This is a genomic window from Paenibacillus sp. FSL R5-0341, from assembly GCF_037975235.1.
Taxonomy (GTDB): domain Bacteria; phylum Bacillota; class Bacilli; order Paenibacillales; family Paenibacillaceae; genus Paenibacillus; species Paenibacillus amylolyticus_A.
The window spans coordinates 1099647-1116808 of the sequence record NZ_CP150241.1 but is presented as its reverse complement, the minus strand read 5'-3'; the positions used below and the strand labels follow the sequence as shown (position 1 = coordinate 1116808).

19 protein-coding genes are annotated in these 17162 nt (G+C 39.0%); 7 read left to right on the top strand and 12 right to left on the bottom strand.

The window, feature by feature from the left end; genetic code table 11:
* Positions 1-28: 28 nt before the first annotated feature.
* From MKX75_RS04940 to MKX75_RS04920, 5 genes are all read right to left on the bottom strand, one after another.
* Complete coding sequence (locus MKX75_RS04940; protein ID WP_339168677.1) at positions 29-532, bottom strand: hypothetical protein; 504 nt, start codon at positions 530-532, stop codon at positions 29-31.
* A gap of 3 nt (positions 533-535) precedes the next feature.
* Entirely contained in the window at positions 536-1111 is a 576-nt protein-coding gene (locus MKX75_RS04935) for a hypothetical protein (RefSeq protein ID WP_076332977.1), read from the bottom strand.
* A gap of 80 nt (positions 1112-1191) precedes the next feature.
* The gene (locus tag MKX75_RS04930; RefSeq protein ID WP_076332978.1) at positions 1192-1554 is read right to left on the bottom strand and encodes a hypothetical protein; all 363 of its coding nucleotides are present in this window, start codon (positions 1552-1554) and stop codon (positions 1192-1194) included.
* A 29-nt stretch (positions 1555-1583) separates the two neighbouring features.
* Positions 1584-1877 (bottom strand): hypothetical protein, encoded by a 294-nt coding sequence (locus MKX75_RS04925; protein ID WP_076332979.1) that lies wholly within the window; start codon positions 1875-1877, stop codon positions 1584-1586.
* Between the two features lie 36 nt (positions 1878-1913).
* Complete coding sequence (locus tag MKX75_RS04920; protein WP_076332980.1) at positions 1914-3356, bottom strand: hypothetical protein; 1443 nt, start codon at positions 3354-3356, stop codon at positions 1914-1916.
* A gap of 146 nt (positions 3357-3502) precedes the next feature.
* Here MKX75_RS04920 and MKX75_RS04915 point away from each other — a divergent pair, with 146 nt between their 5' ends.
* From MKX75_RS04915 to MKX75_RS04900, 4 genes are all read left to right on the top strand, one after another.
* Positions 3503-3781, top strand: a complete 279-nt coding sequence (locus tag MKX75_RS04915) for a hypothetical protein (protein WP_254847935.1) — start codon at positions 3503-3505, stop codon at positions 3779-3781.
* Positions 3782-4139: 358 nt separating this feature from the next.
* Positions 4140-4673, top strand: a complete 534-nt coding sequence (locus MKX75_RS04910) for a hypothetical protein (RefSeq protein WP_339168674.1) — start codon at positions 4140-4142, stop codon at positions 4671-4673.
* Between the two features lie 416 nt (positions 4674-5089).
* Positions 5090-5347: a hypothetical protein gene (locus MKX75_RS04905; protein ID WP_339168672.1), complete on the top strand. Its 258-nt coding sequence runs from the start codon at positions 5090-5092 to the stop codon at positions 5345-5347.
* A gap of 34 nt (positions 5348-5381) precedes the next feature.
* Positions 5382-5708, top strand: a complete 327-nt coding sequence (locus tag MKX75_RS04900; protein WP_083679643.1) for a hypothetical protein — start codon at positions 5382-5384, stop codon at positions 5706-5708.
* A gap of 131 nt (positions 5709-5839) precedes the next feature.
* Here the strand turns inward: MKX75_RS04900 and MKX75_RS04895 are convergent, their stop codons facing one another.
* Positions 5840-6106, bottom strand: coding sequence for a hypothetical protein (locus MKX75_RS04895; protein ID WP_339168671.1), 267 nt, complete (start codon positions 6104-6106; stop codon positions 5840-5842).
* 244 nt (positions 6107-6350) lie between these two features.
* Entirely contained in the window at positions 6351-7649 is a 1299-nt protein-coding gene (locus MKX75_RS04890) for a galactokinase family protein (protein ID WP_339168670.1), read from the bottom strand.
* 276 nt (positions 7650-7925) lie between these two features.
* Here MKX75_RS04890 and MKX75_RS04885 point away from each other — a divergent pair, with 276 nt between their 5' ends.
* Genes MKX75_RS04885 through MKX75_RS04875 form a run of 3 tightly spaced genes read left to right on the top strand, consistent with a single transcriptional unit; the run spans position 7926 to position 10913 of the window.
* Positions 7926-9182: an MFS transporter gene (locus MKX75_RS04885; protein WP_339168668.1), complete on the top strand. Its 1257-nt coding sequence runs from the start codon at positions 7926-7928 to the stop codon at positions 9180-9182.
* 59 nt (positions 9183-9241) lie between these two features.
* Positions 9242-10168: a DUF2268 domain-containing protein gene (locus MKX75_RS04880; protein WP_339168666.1), complete on the top strand. Its 927-nt coding sequence runs from the start codon at positions 9242-9244 to the stop codon at positions 10166-10168.
* Entirely contained in the window at positions 10143-10913 is a 771-nt protein-coding gene (locus MKX75_RS04875; protein WP_339168664.1) for a MerR family transcriptional regulator, read from the top strand. Before MKX75_RS04880 ends, MKX75_RS04875 begins: the two co-directional genes overlap by 26 nt.
* Before the next feature lie 278 nt (positions 10914-11191).
* On the opposite strand, the gene MKX75_RS04870 is transcribed toward MKX75_RS04875, so the two are convergent.
* The 5 genes from MKX75_RS04870 to MKX75_RS04850 form a co-directional block, all read right to left on the bottom strand.
* The gene (locus tag MKX75_RS04870) at positions 11192-11518 is read right to left on the bottom strand and encodes a nucleoside triphosphate pyrophosphohydrolase (RefSeq protein ID WP_339168662.1); all 327 of its coding nucleotides are present in this window, start codon (positions 11516-11518) and stop codon (positions 11192-11194) included.
* Positions 11519-11879: 361 nt separating this feature from the next.
* The gene (locus tag MKX75_RS04865; protein WP_339168660.1) at positions 11880-13175 is read right to left on the bottom strand and encodes a hypothetical protein; all 1296 of its coding nucleotides are present in this window, start codon (positions 13173-13175) and stop codon (positions 11880-11882) included.
* A gap of 67 nt (positions 13176-13242) precedes the next feature.
* Positions 13243-14364: a hypothetical protein gene (locus MKX75_RS04860; RefSeq protein WP_339168658.1), complete on the bottom strand. Its 1122-nt coding sequence runs from the start codon at positions 14362-14364 to the stop codon at positions 13243-13245.
* A complete protein-coding gene (locus MKX75_RS04855; protein ID WP_339168657.1) occupies positions 14365-15003 on the bottom strand; it encodes a hypothetical protein in 639 nt (212 codons plus the stop codon).
* Positions 15004-17052 (bottom strand): AAA family ATPase, encoded by a 2049-nt coding sequence (locus MKX75_RS04850; protein WP_339168655.1) that lies wholly within the window; start codon positions 17050-17052, stop codon positions 15004-15006.
* Positions 17053-17162 lie beyond the last annotated feature (110 nt).

Below are 17162 nucleotides of genomic sequence, written 5' to 3'. Positions count from 1 at the left end.
TGTGGATATAGTTCGTTTGCAGTTCGGGTCATACAGGTCTGTGACTGCGAAGTTTCCATTCCATCAGCCAGCCAATCCATATGGAGAAAGACAGACCGAACAGCAGGATTGGAATATTGTAAAACAAGGTGTTCGTGTACTGATTCAGCCAGCCAAAACGGTACACTGCGGAATCCGAATCATTCGTAAATCCGTTGAGTTGCATGCGTAATTCATCGATGATGTGTAACTCCCAAGCGACAGACAACACACACAGTAGGAAAGCAACCAGGGGTATCAAGGCATGCATCTTCCCTCCCCAGCGCTGACGCTGATCGTACAACCACCATTTGGACAAAGTGGTCGTCCAGATACATAGAATCAGAAAGGTCAGAAGAGATGGAAATAACACCAAAAGCCCTAGATTACCGTTACCAGACACCCCTCTGCCGGGTTCATGCTGAAAGGTTAACCCCTGTACGGCACCAATCATGAGTAAGTTCCAGATGAGGAAGATGAAGTATGGCTTGTTGATTCTTTTTAAGCGACTCATATGCTACCTCCTAACCTCACTATCGAGAGATGAGTAGATGACGTGACCTTCGTCGTTCAATCCTTTTATGTCCCAAATCATCTCGTGAATCGGCTGCTGAATTACCGCATACCACAACCTGCCGCTGGATTGATCGGGAGAAGGTTCCACGATTTTCGCTTCCACCTGTGAAGATACTGGTTTGGGTTCGTAACGTATATGCAGCTGGGTAATGTCAGCGTCGTGAAGATACCCGTATATAATATAGATCATTTTGCCTTTAGACTCCTCGTATCCTGATATATGAGAAGTCAGCGGCTCGGCCTGATTATCCTGCAAACCCCCGCCTATTCTGGCCAGTTCAGTGAACCACATCTTTTGCTGGATCAAAGCAGGAGTCAGGTTATTCGTAGTGAGATCTTGATATAAAACCAATTGAGTTCGCGTTTCAATAGTTGTAACTAGCTTTACCTGTTCTGGGGGAATACCTTCTTCGCTTAAGATTGTGTCGATGTCCTGCGGACCACAAGAGCGTATCAAAAACAGAGCGACCAATACAAAGAACAACACGTACGCTGTCCTTTTCCAATTACGTGTCATACGCATACCTCTCTGTACACCTTCTTTACTACCATCAATTTATAAAATGATGGCAAGGGCTGATTACTCTAAATTGACTTTCACTTTTTATAATAATCCATTACCCGCAACCGAGTAGTCAGGATTAAGGTCTGAGGAATGAGCACAAAGACAATATACATAAGTACAATTAACCATAGATGTGCGGCAAAATTCTCCGCACCAAACGATGGTTTCGGACGCTCAATCCAATACCACCAACACGGGATGGCAATAAACCATGTCAATCCTGTCGAAACGAACATGTCTTTTACATCGCTCCATAGAAAGCAGAACACCGCGACGAACAAAATAGGACCTATCCAAGAATCCAATATCGGTCCCCAGCTCTTGAAGACAAAGATAATGGCAGGATACAGAAGATTGATGGCCCAGCGCCAGATCGAATTGATGTAGATAAACATAATTCCTCCTCGCTCGGAAATAAAATCGATTAATAAGGGGACTGAGCTTTACGTCGATTTTCGAGGTCTGCCTCTTCCATCTTCCTTATATATTGTTTTAATTGTTCTTTGTGTGCTTCTAGCTCTGCTAATTTGGATGTAGTCCCTTCAAGAAATGTCGACATTTTTGCAGACAACTGTACTGCAGACTCTCCCTTCCAGTCTTGCAGCCTTCCATATATGTTTCGCATCTGCTGTTCCTGTTGAATCAAGCGTTGCTGCAACTGTTCACACTGCTGGATCGCTCTTCTCAGATCTGACAGAGAGACAGATATTCTCCCCATATGTACACCTCCTGTACGTTCATTAAATCTAGGCTATTATTGATCTGCCAGAACAAAATCCTGTCTTTTACGTTCGATATAATCTGCGATCTCTGTAATAGATTCTTGGTACCACCGATTGATCCGCTCCAACGTTGCTGTAGCATCATAAGCAATAGGAGTAAAGGACTGGCTCTCACTTGTTGATATATGCGCTTGGAACATCTGGATTGAAGAGCGAGCATCATTGGCAAAACCATGTAGACTATCCCGCATCTGTCTGGAAGCATGTCCAAGCTCCTCAGGTGTTAGCTGAATGGTTCTCCCGTGTTGGTCGCCAACATAGTACGCTGAGTTCTGTCTATGCATATCGACTGGGCTGATCCCTAATACTGCTGCCGCAAGTTGTCCGAAACCTCCCATAGCAGAACCATGCTTCTCAACAAGCGTATTCATCGCTTCCTTAAACTCTTCTCTTGCCTTCATCATCTCTGAATAGTTATCTACTCTAGGCTGACCATCCACACGTCGCCCATCTATCGTATACAATGTGTTACTTATGTTCCCTTTCTCATCGAATGTAAAATGATCCATACTATGTGTTTTCTGACCGACTAACATGGAATCCAAAAACTTAGATAGTACACTCTGTTCTCCAGTTATGGAAGGAACACGAATAAATTCAAACGACCACTTGTTACCGAACAATCTTTGTTCCCACCACGTCTCCCGAGGTATAGGTAAGAACATGGGAATTGTCTCGTATCGATTAGCATCTTCAAAAGTGGAATTGATATAATAAGTAGCACCGACATGCTGCTCAGCACTCTTCACACCAGAACCCACAGAATCCCCTGGATGGACATAAGCCACATTCGTTTTCAGATAGTCTCCGTTCCGAACCTTCTCTTGCAAATCATCAGGAAGTAAATGTACAATACTTGGCGGATTATAACTAGCTGACGATATTCCATTACGAATCGCGACATATTCCGCCTGAGCGCCTCCCAACGAGTGTCCAGTCGTTGATATTGCAGCTTCTGGGTACGCCTCCTTCACTTTATCAAAGAGGTTCATTGCCTGAACAAACTGATTATTCTGGTACCTAGATTCAGCTTCAATAAATGGCATTTGTTTATGTAGAGGTAGTGACGAAATCTCTTCCTTATATTGCTCCATATAATTGTGAGTTTCCTCCAAATTTTTGGTTCGATTACCCACAACATCATTTAAATCAGTCTCCCAATCTGTTAGTACACTCCATTTGGGACGATCAGGTGGTTCAGTTCCTCTATACCCAATAATAACTTGATTAATATCTTCATTGTAAAACACTGAAGCATCAAACCCCGAACCATTTGTATCGTGGAGTATTGCTCCCTTCGGTTCAACTATTGTCCAACCTGGAAGATTTTCATTTTTATATCCGGATGATGGTAATTCTCGTATGTATACCTCATCAGCAATGGTCCAATAGGTCTTATCATTTATGTATGTCATGATACCCCACCTTGTCTATTACAATAATTTGTATTAAAGTGTCTTTAGAGTTTATTTCCATAAAAGGAGAATTAACGCTTATGCAAGTAAAGCCTATAGCTCTGACCTTACTTATTTTTCTATTCTTATTAGGAGGATGTTCAAGTATGTCTACCTCAGATAAGCAAAGTATTGTAGATACAGCTACACCAATAAGTGTTCAGTACATAAAGAAGTACTATGATGCGGACTTTATTGTAACAAGTCACGATATTGACGCCCCTTACATCCATTCACGCCTATACCTAAACGGTCACATAAAGGGACATGAAGATGAACAAATTACCATTTCCTATGACTACGATACGCAGGAGGTTATCAGTGTACAAGGACCAGGCTGGTTTATCGATAGTCGAAATCCGAAAAAGGAAGTACCTTCTTCCTGAGAAAAAACTGCAAAGTGATACACCAATTTATATGTCTCATTAGGAATGACCTGGAGAAAACGTCCAGGTCTCTTTTTTATGCAGTTGTTAGACGTAGTTTATTTGTAACAATTTTCCTGTATATATCCATTCATTATAAATCAATATCCACACACCCGAAAACTCATGCCTACAAAAATAAGTAGAAAGTCTGTAATTTGAGTTTGAATAGCAAAATAATATGGAAATCCGTCTAGGCCATTTTTACCAAAAAAATTAATGATATGCTTAATTATGGGATAGAAATGAAGAGAATAAGCATGATTTTGGATATTATAGCTCATACTACCTTCAGGAAAATTATCGAAGGAGTGACAGCATGAGGTTAAAAAGTATCATTGTCGTTGGAACTGTGTTAACTTGCTCAACTCTGTTATGGGGCTGTGGTAATGGCACTACGAATAATGCTTCCCAGCAACAGAATGACACCGTTCGGTTGGAGAGTTGGAGCGATCCCAAACGACTAGAAGCTTCTCATCTTGAGGCACTTGAGCGTATGGAGAAAGATCATATCCACCGAATGGTTTCACTTAGTGCAAGTACAGATGGAGACAAAGTGATAACCACACTTGAACGATCGAGCCAAAAGCTGGAGGAAATGAGACCCCTCGCCGAAATGCTCCAACATGAAGGCCATCCCGCATTATTACAGCGAATTCAAGACATGTCCGGTGATATCCAAGGTTCCAAATCCGTCGTGGCTGAGATGAAAAAATTGCCTCAGGACGGTAAAATAAAGATTCAGTCTGAGAACTCCGATTCTTTGCATCACATCAGCAGCTTCCGTGATTACCGCCAGTATATGCAAGAGAAAATTCAAACTTTGAACAAGAATAATACTGATTTACACTAATCAGTATTAGCTCCTTACGCAAGTGACTTCAATCGATACAATTGTATGAATGAAGCAACAATAGTTAGGTGGGAAGCTTACTTCCTATCTGACTATTTACTTGTGAGCAGATATAGACAATCACTGCATCCTGCTGCAACCTTCCATGAATGGTACATATCTTCTGTTGTACAAGTCGTTGCTGATCAGCGATTACGAAATCTTCTCTCCTTCATACAAATTAAGATAGGACCGTTCTGAAATTTCCTTATATGTTTGATCAGTTATATAGGTATCCATAAAAACTCTTCTCTGTTTACTGATCTAAAAAGTTAAAGTATATTATAATGTGTTAAGTTCAAATATATAGGAGGTTAAAGATTATTTTTAAAAATATTCAACTTGTATCTATTACAATTATAATCTTAGCCCTTATATTGGGAGGATGTAATTATATTCCAAATCAAGACAAAACTATTGAAGAAGCAACTCAAGTGGGTCATCAATACTTTATTGATCACTATAATACTGAAGTGGAATTCACTGATCATACATTTATGCCAAAAGATCTTAGTCACAATATCAGTTTGAGTGGTCATGTTAAAAATAATAAAGAAACCGAAATTACCATCATCATTGATTATGACACGTTTGAAGTTCAAACAGCCGTTGTACCAAAAGAGTTACTTGACTAAAAAACCAAGTAAGTTCCAACAAGGAGTAATAGATATGCTCAGTATTAAATATCGTACAGCTCTAACCGTACTAATAATGATTGTTATAAGTATCACTGTATTTTGCGGTTGCATGTCGAACGAGCAAAAAGAAATTGTACAAAAAGCTGAGATTGCAAGCAAAGCATATTTTAAAGAAATCTATGGAATTGATGTTGAGGTTACAGGCCACAAATTCATTCCGTCTGACTTGTCTCATACGGTGTCACTGACAGGGCACGTAAAAGGAAATAAGAGTCAAGAAATATTTACAATGGTGGATTATGATACTAATGAAGTCAAAACAGGCTCAATACCTGATGACATAAAACCTCTTAAGTAGATGTGTTAGCGCAAGAAGAATTGATAATACCTAGGAGCTTTGTAAAAAAATGACCCTTTATATATAATTAGGATCGTCTCTGCCTAACCTCGCCCTATTCTTTGCATTTCCTCATTTTATTCCACCCACAACTATACCCAGATGAACATGCTAAATAACAAGACTGGAGCAAGTACGCCTGTGGCTAGGATGATCCAGAGTGTGGCGGGCTTGATCCTTTGGCAGTATGCATCGACCTTGCGCATTCGATCTTTGCGCCACTTGGCAAACCTGAGCCGTCTGATCATCCGATTGAGAACGATTTGCCGCTGCTCGGCCTCTTCGAATTCATCGATCGCACGCCGCAATTCCTCGTATAATTGAGCCTCTTCCTGCCCAGCCACTGTAGGTGTAATCATCTGATCCTTCCTCCCATGAGCACATTATTGAGATACTGCCTCTCACCTATTCGAACCATCATTTTCGAACCATCATTAGTACGCCTGTATTCCATGTCACTACCTTCCTCACTAAACCACTACTTAAATAACACATTACAGACCTTCAAGGTTTGAAGATTTTTCAAAAAATGGACAACCCAAAAAGCCCGGACATAGCCCGGACTTCGTAGAATCATGCTAGAACTATTTAACTGAGTGTTATTTAGCTCGCGTTAGGGATCAATGCATTCAAGCATACTGCACCTTGTGCACGCACATTAACGACAATAATCGGCGTGTCCAACATGTCGTGCATCCAGGACATATACTCTTCTACTTTTTCGTTCGGAAGGATCGTCAGAATAACCCCTGCGAATCCACCACCATGAATCCGACAAGCACCATCACCCAGGTTTTGCAGATAATTCTCGGTCAGTGCCAACGCGATGCCAATCTCCTGTTCCTTCACAGCACCACTCTGATATACATTCTGCAGCCACTTCCATGACGAGTTACCAGACGCCGTAATCAGTTTCAAGAAATCAGCAAAACGTCCATCACGCAACGCCTGAACCTGACCATCGACACGATTGTTTTCTTCCAGGAAATGAAGTGCACGCAGCACAGCACGATCCCCAGCCGCTTCACGAACCTTCTTGAGGTTGGCATAGATGGCGTCAGCTGTAATTTCCCGAACATACTCACTGCCCAGTGCCTGAGCAACCGCTCTCATCTCATAAGGTACAGCAGCGTAATCTTCCGTCAGATCAGCGTGGTTACCGCCTGTATTTACAATGACTAATGAGTAGCCATTTTGTTGGAAATCCCACTGAACAGGTTCAATGACAGGCTGTGCGGGATTTTCAAAATCAATAGCAATGAGTCCGCCGTACGCACAAGCCATCTGATCCAACAGACCGGAAGGTTTGTTCCAATAGTGGTTCTCCGCATACTGACCGATTTTCGCCAAGGTGACAACATCCAGTGCACCGTCATTATAGAAGTGATTCAAAATCGTACAGATCAGCATCTCGAATGACGCCGAAGAACTCACCCCAGATGCCGAGAACACGTTACTGGAGAGATACGCCTGAAAGCCGCCAACCTTATATCCAAATTCTCCAAATCCCGCAGCCATACCACGAATCAATGCTGTTGTGCCATCGTCTTCCGTATTTGGCGTGAGGTTCGTGAGATCGATTACATATTTCTTGTCATAGCCTTCTGAGTAAAACGTAATAACCGACTCCGCAGTTGGTGCAGCCACGGCAATCGTATCCAGCGTAATGCTGCCCGCTAGCACTTTACCATGGTTGTGATCCGTGTGGTTGCCGCCAATCTCACTGCGTCCTGCTGCGCTGAACAACTTGCTTTCCTCTTGCGCACCAAAGTACTCTTCGAACGTCGCGTTCAGCTTGGTGTAACGTGCAGTCTGTTCCTCTACTTGTGATTGTCCATACATTTGGGCAAGCAACGCTTGGCCCTCCGTGGATTGGATCAGATTCAATGGTTGTGTCGTCATTAATAATCCTCCTATGGATGTGCAGCTTTTATTTTTGGGCTGTTAGTGAACATGGTTGTCGCATCTGTTTCATACCTTATTCCTCTCCCATTATCTCAGCTTCGTAGCGGAAAAGGTAGGGTAGAATTGAAAGTTTGTAAGCGTTTTGTGAAGTTATTTGTTGTAAAAATAGGATTGAAAACCATTTTGCAATAACTTAAATTAGGTTTAAGTGAAAACACATTATTTTCCAGACTCAAAGTTACTATGCTTTACATCTTATTGGTGGAGGAAACGATGAAAATCAAATCGAATTATACCAAGTTATTCGGTGCATTTTCGCTTACATTTTTGGGTGATGGACTTACACTGGCTGCGGTTCCTTGGCTCATATCAACCCTTACAAGCGATACGTTGTATGCCTCCGTCACGATGACGGCACTTCGTTTACCCTGGCTTCTCTTCAGTCTACCTGTAGGTGTCCTCATCGACCGTTACTCACGCAAACATATGCTGATTGGCGCAGGCTTTACTCGAATGTTCCTTCTACTTGCTCTGACATTGTGCATCTGGGGAGGATGGGTGAGCATTCCGATTCTGGCTCTGTTCATGTTTGGTATCGGCCTGAGCCGAGTTGTATTCGACAGTACAGTGCAGACGGTCATCCCACAACTTGTAGATGAAAGTAAATTGGAGAAAGCGAATGGGCAGTTCACCGCCGGACAGTTAATCACGAGTGATATTCTGGGCGTTGCTCTGGGAGGGTTCATTATAACCCTGCATATTGTTTTCCCTTTTGCCATAGACGCCGTAACGGCTGTTATTGCTCTGCTCTTTTTAATTAGTATGAAGGGAAAATTCTATCCAGGGGATACGGAAGCAACCCGGAAGGAAGTTCGCCCGATGAAGAATTGGAAACGTGAGATGTGGTCCGGTATTCGATATGTCTATCATGATCGTTTTCTCCGCGGACTAGCCATTCTATCTGTTACCATTACGCTGATGTATTCGATCATTCTCGCTACTCAGATTTTCTTTGTACGAGATGTGCTTCAGTTGGATGCTTTTGCATTCGGTATTCTCATCTCCATTGCAACAATCGGCAGCATTGTAGGAAGTCAGGCTGTTGCTTATATGCGCAAGAAATGGAGTACAAAACAATTGATTATTTTCTCCATTTTGTGCATGGGAATCATCTACGGTGTGGTGGGTCTAACTACAAATGCGTATATGGTAGGTAGTCTGTACTTCTGTGCTGCATTTTTCATTATTGTCTACAATGTTACCCGTTCCTCCATCCTGCAACGTTCCGTTCCTAATGAGATGCTTGGCAGGGTCGGAAGTGTGTTTCGCTTTCTATCCTTTGGCATCAGTGCCATTGGTACGCTTCTCGGCGGATTATTGGTGCGGGTTAGTGAGACGACATTTGATCGCGTATTTTCGCTGCAACTCCCTTATCTCTTGTTAAGCCTGATCTATATCCTCTCTGCTCTGATATTCGCAATGAAGATGGAGAATCATTCAGAGAATCAGCAGCCTAACATCAACGCTTGACTGTAACGTTAGGTCATACTTGATAATGATCTCAAGCTTACATGAAGGAGAGATTAAGGATGAAGATTACCGCTTTACGTTCAGATCAAATCTATGAGGAGATCATCCAGGCTGCACCCGATGAGAAAGTGGAGTTATACCGCGAGCGAATGATGAGTCCATTCATGAACAAATGGAACATTCAACAGATCCCGTTTCGATCAAGCGAACCTAATGGCTTCGATGTGATCATGATGAATAACTTTATGAATATCGCTCCCGAAGATATCACGACCGAGATTAACGAATCGTTAGCAGCGATTTCGTCTGAAGTATTCTGGCAACAGTGTCATGAAGCTATTTGTACGAGTCTATCGACCTTTACAGAGCACGGGATTGAGCTATCGGTCTCCGAATATCTATATACGATTTTATTAGGCGACAAGAATAGTCCTTCACTCACCATGAACGAAGGCATCAGCGGAGATGGTGGAATCCCGGGTTATATTATTGCGAACCTGATCCCCAATGGGTATACTCTACCTCGTATGCAATCCGTGTTAGCCCATGAATGCAATCATAATGTGAGATATCAATATATCCAGTGGAATCCACAGATTACGCTTGGCGAGATGGTTGTTAGCGAGGGGCTGGCTGAGAGCTTTGCGACATCCCTGTATGGAGAAGAACTGCTAGGACCCTGGGTAGCCAAAACGGATATGGAGAATTTGAATAACGTTATCAAACCAAAGATGAAAGACCAGCTACATGTCACCGGTTTTGACCAGATCAATCCGTATCTATACGGCGATGAACTTGCCACACTGCAAAACTTCACGCCCGTAGGTATGCCCTATGCGGCTGGCTATGCCTGCGGTTATCACTTAATTCAATATTATCTGAACAAAACAGGTACACCGATTACCCAAGCAACCATCACTCCGGCAAGTGTTATCCTTGCTGAAACAAAGGACTTTTGGAATGAAGACACCCTATTTCACCGTTAAAGATATCATTCAGATTACAGGCATCACCAAACGCGCATTACATTATTACGATAAAACCGATCTCTTAAAACCGAGCAGAGTCGAGGACAATGGCTATCGGTATTACGATCAAGAGGCACTGGGGAATCTGCAGATGATTCTCTTGTTCAAAGAAATGAATTTCTCCTTGAAAGACATTGCAGCCATGATGCAACTTTCGAAAGAAGAACAGAAAGATATCCTGAGAGAGCATCGCAGTACACTCGTTCAACGCAAACAAAAACTCGAAACCATCATCGACCAATTGGACGAGTATGTAGATGGTACAGATATCTCTCATCTTCATCTGTTCGACGACTCTTCCATACTTTCCATTCAAGAGCAATATGAATCCGAGGCGAAGTTCATCTATGGAGACACCGAGAAATATCAGGAATTCGAAGCTAATGTGAACCAACTGTCTGTGGAAGAACAAGAAAAAGCCTACCAGCAGTTCTCGGTCAACATGGAGCAGGTATTTCGGGAGTTGGCGAAGCATAAGAATCTGTCTCCTGCTTCTGGTGAGGTGCAAGTGTTGGTGGGAGAATGGAAGGGTTGTCTGGAGCAGTTTATGAGCTGTGATGATGAGATTTTGAGGTGTATCGCTGAAGCCTATACGACAGATCGTCGCTATGTGGGTTATTTCGGTCAGTTTGGCAATGAGGATTTTTTGAGGTTTTTGTATGAAGCGATTATGGTTTTTATACAATCAGCATCGAACAGATAAGCTTTCGTGTGAAAAAAAATGCCCATACTTTGCCACAGCCGTGTATCAATTCGTGGATCGACCTCACAGAGCGCCCGCAAGCCTTCCAGCTGTGTGATATACAGATAGCCTCCCGCGAGCATCCGCACCTCGGCCCCCACGCTCCGCCGCCCGCTTTAAGTGCGGGGTCAGTAGTTTTCCCGGACTGCATAATAAAGGACGTCATAATATAAATCCGGGACGCATGCTGCATCCGGGAAATGAGTTCGTCTGCCAAGTTATCTGTAATGAGTTTTACGTTAAGCTTCGTCGACATCGATCAGATACACCCGTTCCTGGAATCCACCACGCTCCTCAGCTTTGTCTGCCCGTAGCTTATCCAGCTGCGCCGCATTCGCACCATGCACCTCCGCCAGCGCCCGAATCACTTCGAGCATGTCTGCCAATTCTTCCAGAGCTTCCTGATCGCTTGCTGCTTTTACATACTCATCCGATTCTTCTTGCAACTTCGTTCTTAATTCTTGCTTGTACTCCTCCGGGTCCAGAATGCGTGTGCGGCATTCCTTACCGCTGGATGTGATAATATGCGGAATCTTGTCCCGTACCAATTTGTTGTATGTAGGCATGTGGTATAACATCCTTTCTGCTCTTGAAGTCTCCCAGCCTCGATCCAGAATCTCCCTTGTTGCCATTATACAAGTTGCTATGTGGAGGGATGGGTTGATTTAATAGAAATATTCTCAAAACACCTAGCCTCACAATACTGCTGCTAAATGCTAACTCCTATGGTAACTACTACCATAAACTTAAGGAATAATATCCATAATGGGAATGATACTATTCCTCTGTACATCACCGGTCCTATCCTTATTCATTACACTTTCACAAAATACATAGCAAAGACGCCTACTGGGTCTATAAATGAGCTATTTATTGAAGTTCATTTTAGATACTGAAATTTGAAATCAAAAAAAATTGCAAGCCTCCTTAGGCTTGCAACACTATAACAGTTTCACGAAGCCATTTAACTTCGGAAGATTGTTGACTGCTTGTTTTAATTTTTCGAGCTAATCTTATTTCGAGAACCTTATAATTTAAATTATTCGCTATCTCTTCTATAATCCGATCAGTCTCAATCACTACGCCAAAGTATGATGAATTAGCAACATTAATATATAGTAAAGCGCCTGACTTGCATTTCGATTTAAGACTCAATAGAAGATCTTCTAAATCACAAAAATATCCAGCAATCATACTTGGAATACTACTGTTCCAAAATCTTTCTTTGTGTAGTAATACTTTATTTAATCTATCTTCTAAAAGCATGCTGTTTGGAAGTACATATTGTCCCCATTTAACCTGAACATGAGATCTCATCGTTTGTCTACGTAAAAACCTAACATCTTCGTAAGAATTAACATGCCCTAGAATCCACAATTCAATCATGTGCGAATCAGTATAATCGCGGGAATTTAGATAAGGCGGAGAAGTAATAACCAAATCAACAGAAGAATTCTCTATTTGATCAATTAATTCTCTACAATCGCCTGTTTTTAACAATTCTATGTTGTTAACAAGGTTATCATATGATTTGCGCTCAACATTTAGGATGTCATCTAAAACACTGGTTTTACATTTTTCAATAAATGTGGAATAAATCAATTTTCTTCTATATATTTTTTTATCCCAATTTTCTTTATATTTGAGAGCTTTTCCATCTCTATTGACATTACTAAATTGCAGTAAAATTGAACCAAGGGTTACATAAAGTATATCTTTATATTGTGGAAATACTTCAGTAACTTCGTCAATTGCCCTGCGTATACACAATAAAGAGTCTAGAGCAGTTTTATGATAGAGCCATTTTTTTAAATTGTTTTTTTTTGAAATTGTCTTAAGTCCAATTTTATAATTATGAGTTTGACACTTACTAAGCATGGTTTCTATACGGTCGATTATTTCAATGAACTCTACAGATTTATAACTTTTCCCTAGTTTCGCTCTGCATACTTGACTCATAAAGGGACTAACCTCAAATGAATGACACTTAATCCCCAAATCTTGCGCAACTAGTGAAGTTGTGCCCCCACCGGAAAAAGGATCCAAACACGTTAATTCTCCAAGTTTTTGTTCATGAATGATTGATTGTACAAAGCTGTTAGAGAAACCCTCCAGTATAGGGAACCATCTATTTACTGCTTCTTTTTTGTTACGGTGTGCACTCATAAAATTCAAATAATCTTCAGACCAGTCTGTAATTCTTGTAGCATTAAATGATAGCATGTAATTCGCCTTCCCTGATAGACTATTAATCAATTGTAACAGATTAAAGTTCTGATAGGAAAATAATTTACTTTGCTTTTGATTGTATTACTTTTTTATAATATTTGCTCGCAGGTATTTTGTCTTTTTCAATTTTAAAATGTTGCTTTAAATCCAATTGGGGATACCCTGTGAATTCATTAAAATCATCAAATTCCGTCATATCCTCTCTGGCATCGTAGGTAATTAGTACTCCACAATAAATTCTGAAATCCCCACCAAGAGCTTGTGAATGGCCCTCTGCATCATCGATGTATTTCTTTAATTGGTGTGCTCCCTCCATAACCCTAACCGGGTCATTATATCCTTTGAAAATATTCCCCTCAGCTGTTAGTGATTTGCCAAGCCATTTTATTTCAAAAACATATAGCTTGTCATCACTCGTAGAAATCCAGACATCATAGCGCTCGCCAAACTTATTTTTAACTTCTGTTAACACCTTCCCAAGACAGTTTTGCTTAAGAAAGTATTCAAGCTCCTTTTGGAACCTTTCTTCTGGCTTCACTTTTAATAATTTCGGGTTTTCTTCAATTAATGAATGTAAAGATTTTGGCAACTCATTTTTGTACACGAAAAGACTTTTAAAAGGATCATATTGAATTCTTTCTTTGAAAAATCTATTTAATAGTTCCTTATAGTTAGAAATATCAACTAAACTTCTATAGTTAATAACATCAGAATAGTTTTCCATTCTATTTTCACTTTCAAAAGGTATCCCGTTAATTATAATATCTATACCCTTTATTCCCATATAAATAGAAATTATATGGTGTTCTTTTGAATGGATAACTAAGTCCTCATATGTGAACTTATCATTTTTTAATTCAACGTGACCAATAAAGCCATTAGTATTAAGATTGTAAATAATACATTTTTTCGCTGACTGTATAACATTTTGAATATCTTTTATTAGTTCATTTTTCCTAAAACTAACATCCCCAGTAACTGTGGTACTATCGGAAATAATAATAGCGCCTTGGACATTAAAATGTTTAACTGATTCCCATTCTTTCTTTATATAAATAAATAAGTTTAAAAGTTCTCCAGGATCGATATCTATATTCCCTTCTTTAAGTAAATCTTGGAGTTTAAATAGGGGATTTTTCTGATACACTTTTTTTATTCCAAACTCGTAAGCATCAAACTGCATTTAACTATCCCCTTTATATTTTTGATATAATACATCAAAAAATAATAGAAGATAATCTTGATCATCTTGTAACTCTAGATTCAAATCTCTTTTTCCTTTTACTTTGATGTATTCGAAGAACTCTTTTGTCAGGTTTTCTTCTGATTCGTCTGTAATTAATTTCGCTCTTCTGTTCATGGCATTTTGATAAAAAACATTTGGATCCTCTTTAATCAGTTTAGATAAAAAATCTTCTCCATATATACTAAGAGCCTTAACAAGAATATTAAACCACGCAACTTTACTCCTTAGAGTATCTATTAAAAACAGATTATTTCGGCATACTGCTTTGCCGCGATCTGAAATCGAATATCTATCCTCGACACGGGTTGCATATATCTTCCTGCTCTCTAATTCAAAAAAACCTTTAACATGTAAATCATTCATTTGCACACTGATTTCATTATTATAAGGACCAAATAAAGTATTCGAGAAGTTATAACTCCATATATTATTTGGTATAAATATTGGCGATAGTGCAGCGGAAAAATATAGTATTCTTTGGAAAGTTGATTTGTTTGCCCCTGACCATCCATCCTCACTCATATTGTAGGCAATTATCAACAAATCATTTTTCATTATTAGATCGGAGCTTTTCATTTATTCACTTCCTAATAACTGAATATATAAGGCTTGTAAATCTTTATTATCTCTTTGAAGTTTTGTAGGGTTCCCCTTTTCTAAAAGGTTAAGAGTACGTAGATTGCGTTCTTCCATATCAAAAGAGTCATACAATTTCATTAAAAAATTTGAACTATTTAAATTAGATGTAAAAATAATATTATTTGAAGACTTAGCAAATAAAAGAAACATCGCTGCTACTTGGGACTCATATACTATGTCAAGGCTACCTTCTGGAGTCTCTGTGATAAAAAATGTTTCAAATCCGGGGATAGTATTCTGTAAATAATCGATAATTGCCATTCTAAAAGCCTGATCCAAAAAAAAACGCTGTGATTCTGAAACGGATGTAGTTCCTTCCCTAATACTCCCGCTGATTCTTGGCAAATAAAGGATGTGAGGTATTTTATTAACCATTCGCTCTTCAACTGTCAATTCACAATTCAATCCAAGGAAAGTACTGGCATATTTATTAAAAAAATGAGATAAATGTTGGTTTAAATTAATTACAATTTCCTTAAATTGATTATTTATTTTGTTTAATTCCTTTTTCTTTTGGTCTCTTAGATTGTAAATGCCCTCTACCTCTTTTTTTAACACTTCAATTCTTCTGTTTTTTGCTTCTATGATCTGAGAATAGGTATCTGGCCCATTAGCTAGATTTTCTCTTGCTATTAAAGACTCTAAATTAATTAACTCCCTGTGTTTATTATTTAGTAAGTCTCTTAAAGTAACTATTTCAATATTACAATTTTGAACTTGGTCTTGAAGTTGAGATACTAAATAATCCTTATTGCTTATTTTTATCTCTAACTCAGTTTTTATTTTTGCAATTTCGTTAATCTTTCCAATTGTTTGAGAGTCGTACTCTTCTACAATCTGTAGTTCTGATGCACAAATCAAACACTTATTTTCCTTTTTTCTTTCTATCGCCTTTTCTCTAGCTGATTTATTTTTATTACCACAAGCCAGACACTTTCCCTCGCTTATAAGAACCTTTTCAATAGAAACGTAATAATCAGGTAATTGATTATATATGCTTTTATATAATTTTGATTCTAGTTTTGAAACTTCAGTATCCACATTCTCCATACTCATAAAAAATTCGTTACGCTCTCCAATTGCTGTATCGGCTTTTGATTTAATTTTACTAAACTCTTCAAGAATCACCTCTAATTTTTGTTCGATATCATGGCGCTCCTCCTCCAAAATATTTTTACGATCCAACAACTTTTCAAGATCATTTTGTTCATCAGAATCTTCACTTAAGTTTAGCGAAGTATATAATTTACTTTTTTCATTTTTAAGATCTTCTAAAGACTCTGCCTCTGTTCTTCTAGCCTCACTTCTATGCCGTCCCATTGTATCGAGAGTAATTACTTCGTTTTCTAGTTCTTTAAATTTTTCAAGAAAGCTTTCTTCAAAGAATAAAATTCTTAAAATTTCATCTTGTACTTGTGGATCCCAGGCGATGTTGTCTCTTCTTTCATCAAAAAACAAAAAAGTTCTTACAATTTTATCGAAATTCTGATAAGAACTGAGACCAGTCATATTTAAGATAGCACTTTGATAAAACTCTTCTTCCACATTTTCATCATACTCATGATCATTGATTCTCAAATATAAGATCTTATCATTGAAAAGGCTTCTTTGAATAAGTATTTTATTACTACCGATATTGTAGTCTAAACTAACACTAGCGAGGTTATTATTTTTATAAGATTCGTTCATCCTAACTGTAAAGAAATCAGGATTTGAAATCTTCTCTTTAGTTTTTATTTTCTTCTTTCCAGGCACCGTATATATTTTCCTATGACCTAATAATCCAAAAAGAATAGTTTCTACAAAAGTAGTCTTTCCAATACCATTTCCTCCAATTATTGCAGAAATACCATCATGAAAATTAAATTTAAAAGTAGGAGATTTTTTATATAATGAATAATTTTCAATGTTTATAGATATTAATTTAGGTAAATTAACATTTTTCATAAATACTACACCTTCATTATAATTTTTTTTATTACGCAAAAATTAAAATTATTGGCAAAAGATTGCCCCTTATTCCACAACTAAATTTTCAAGTACCAAAGCCCCCCTGATAAAACGTAATTATAGGATAAATATACCATAACTATAAG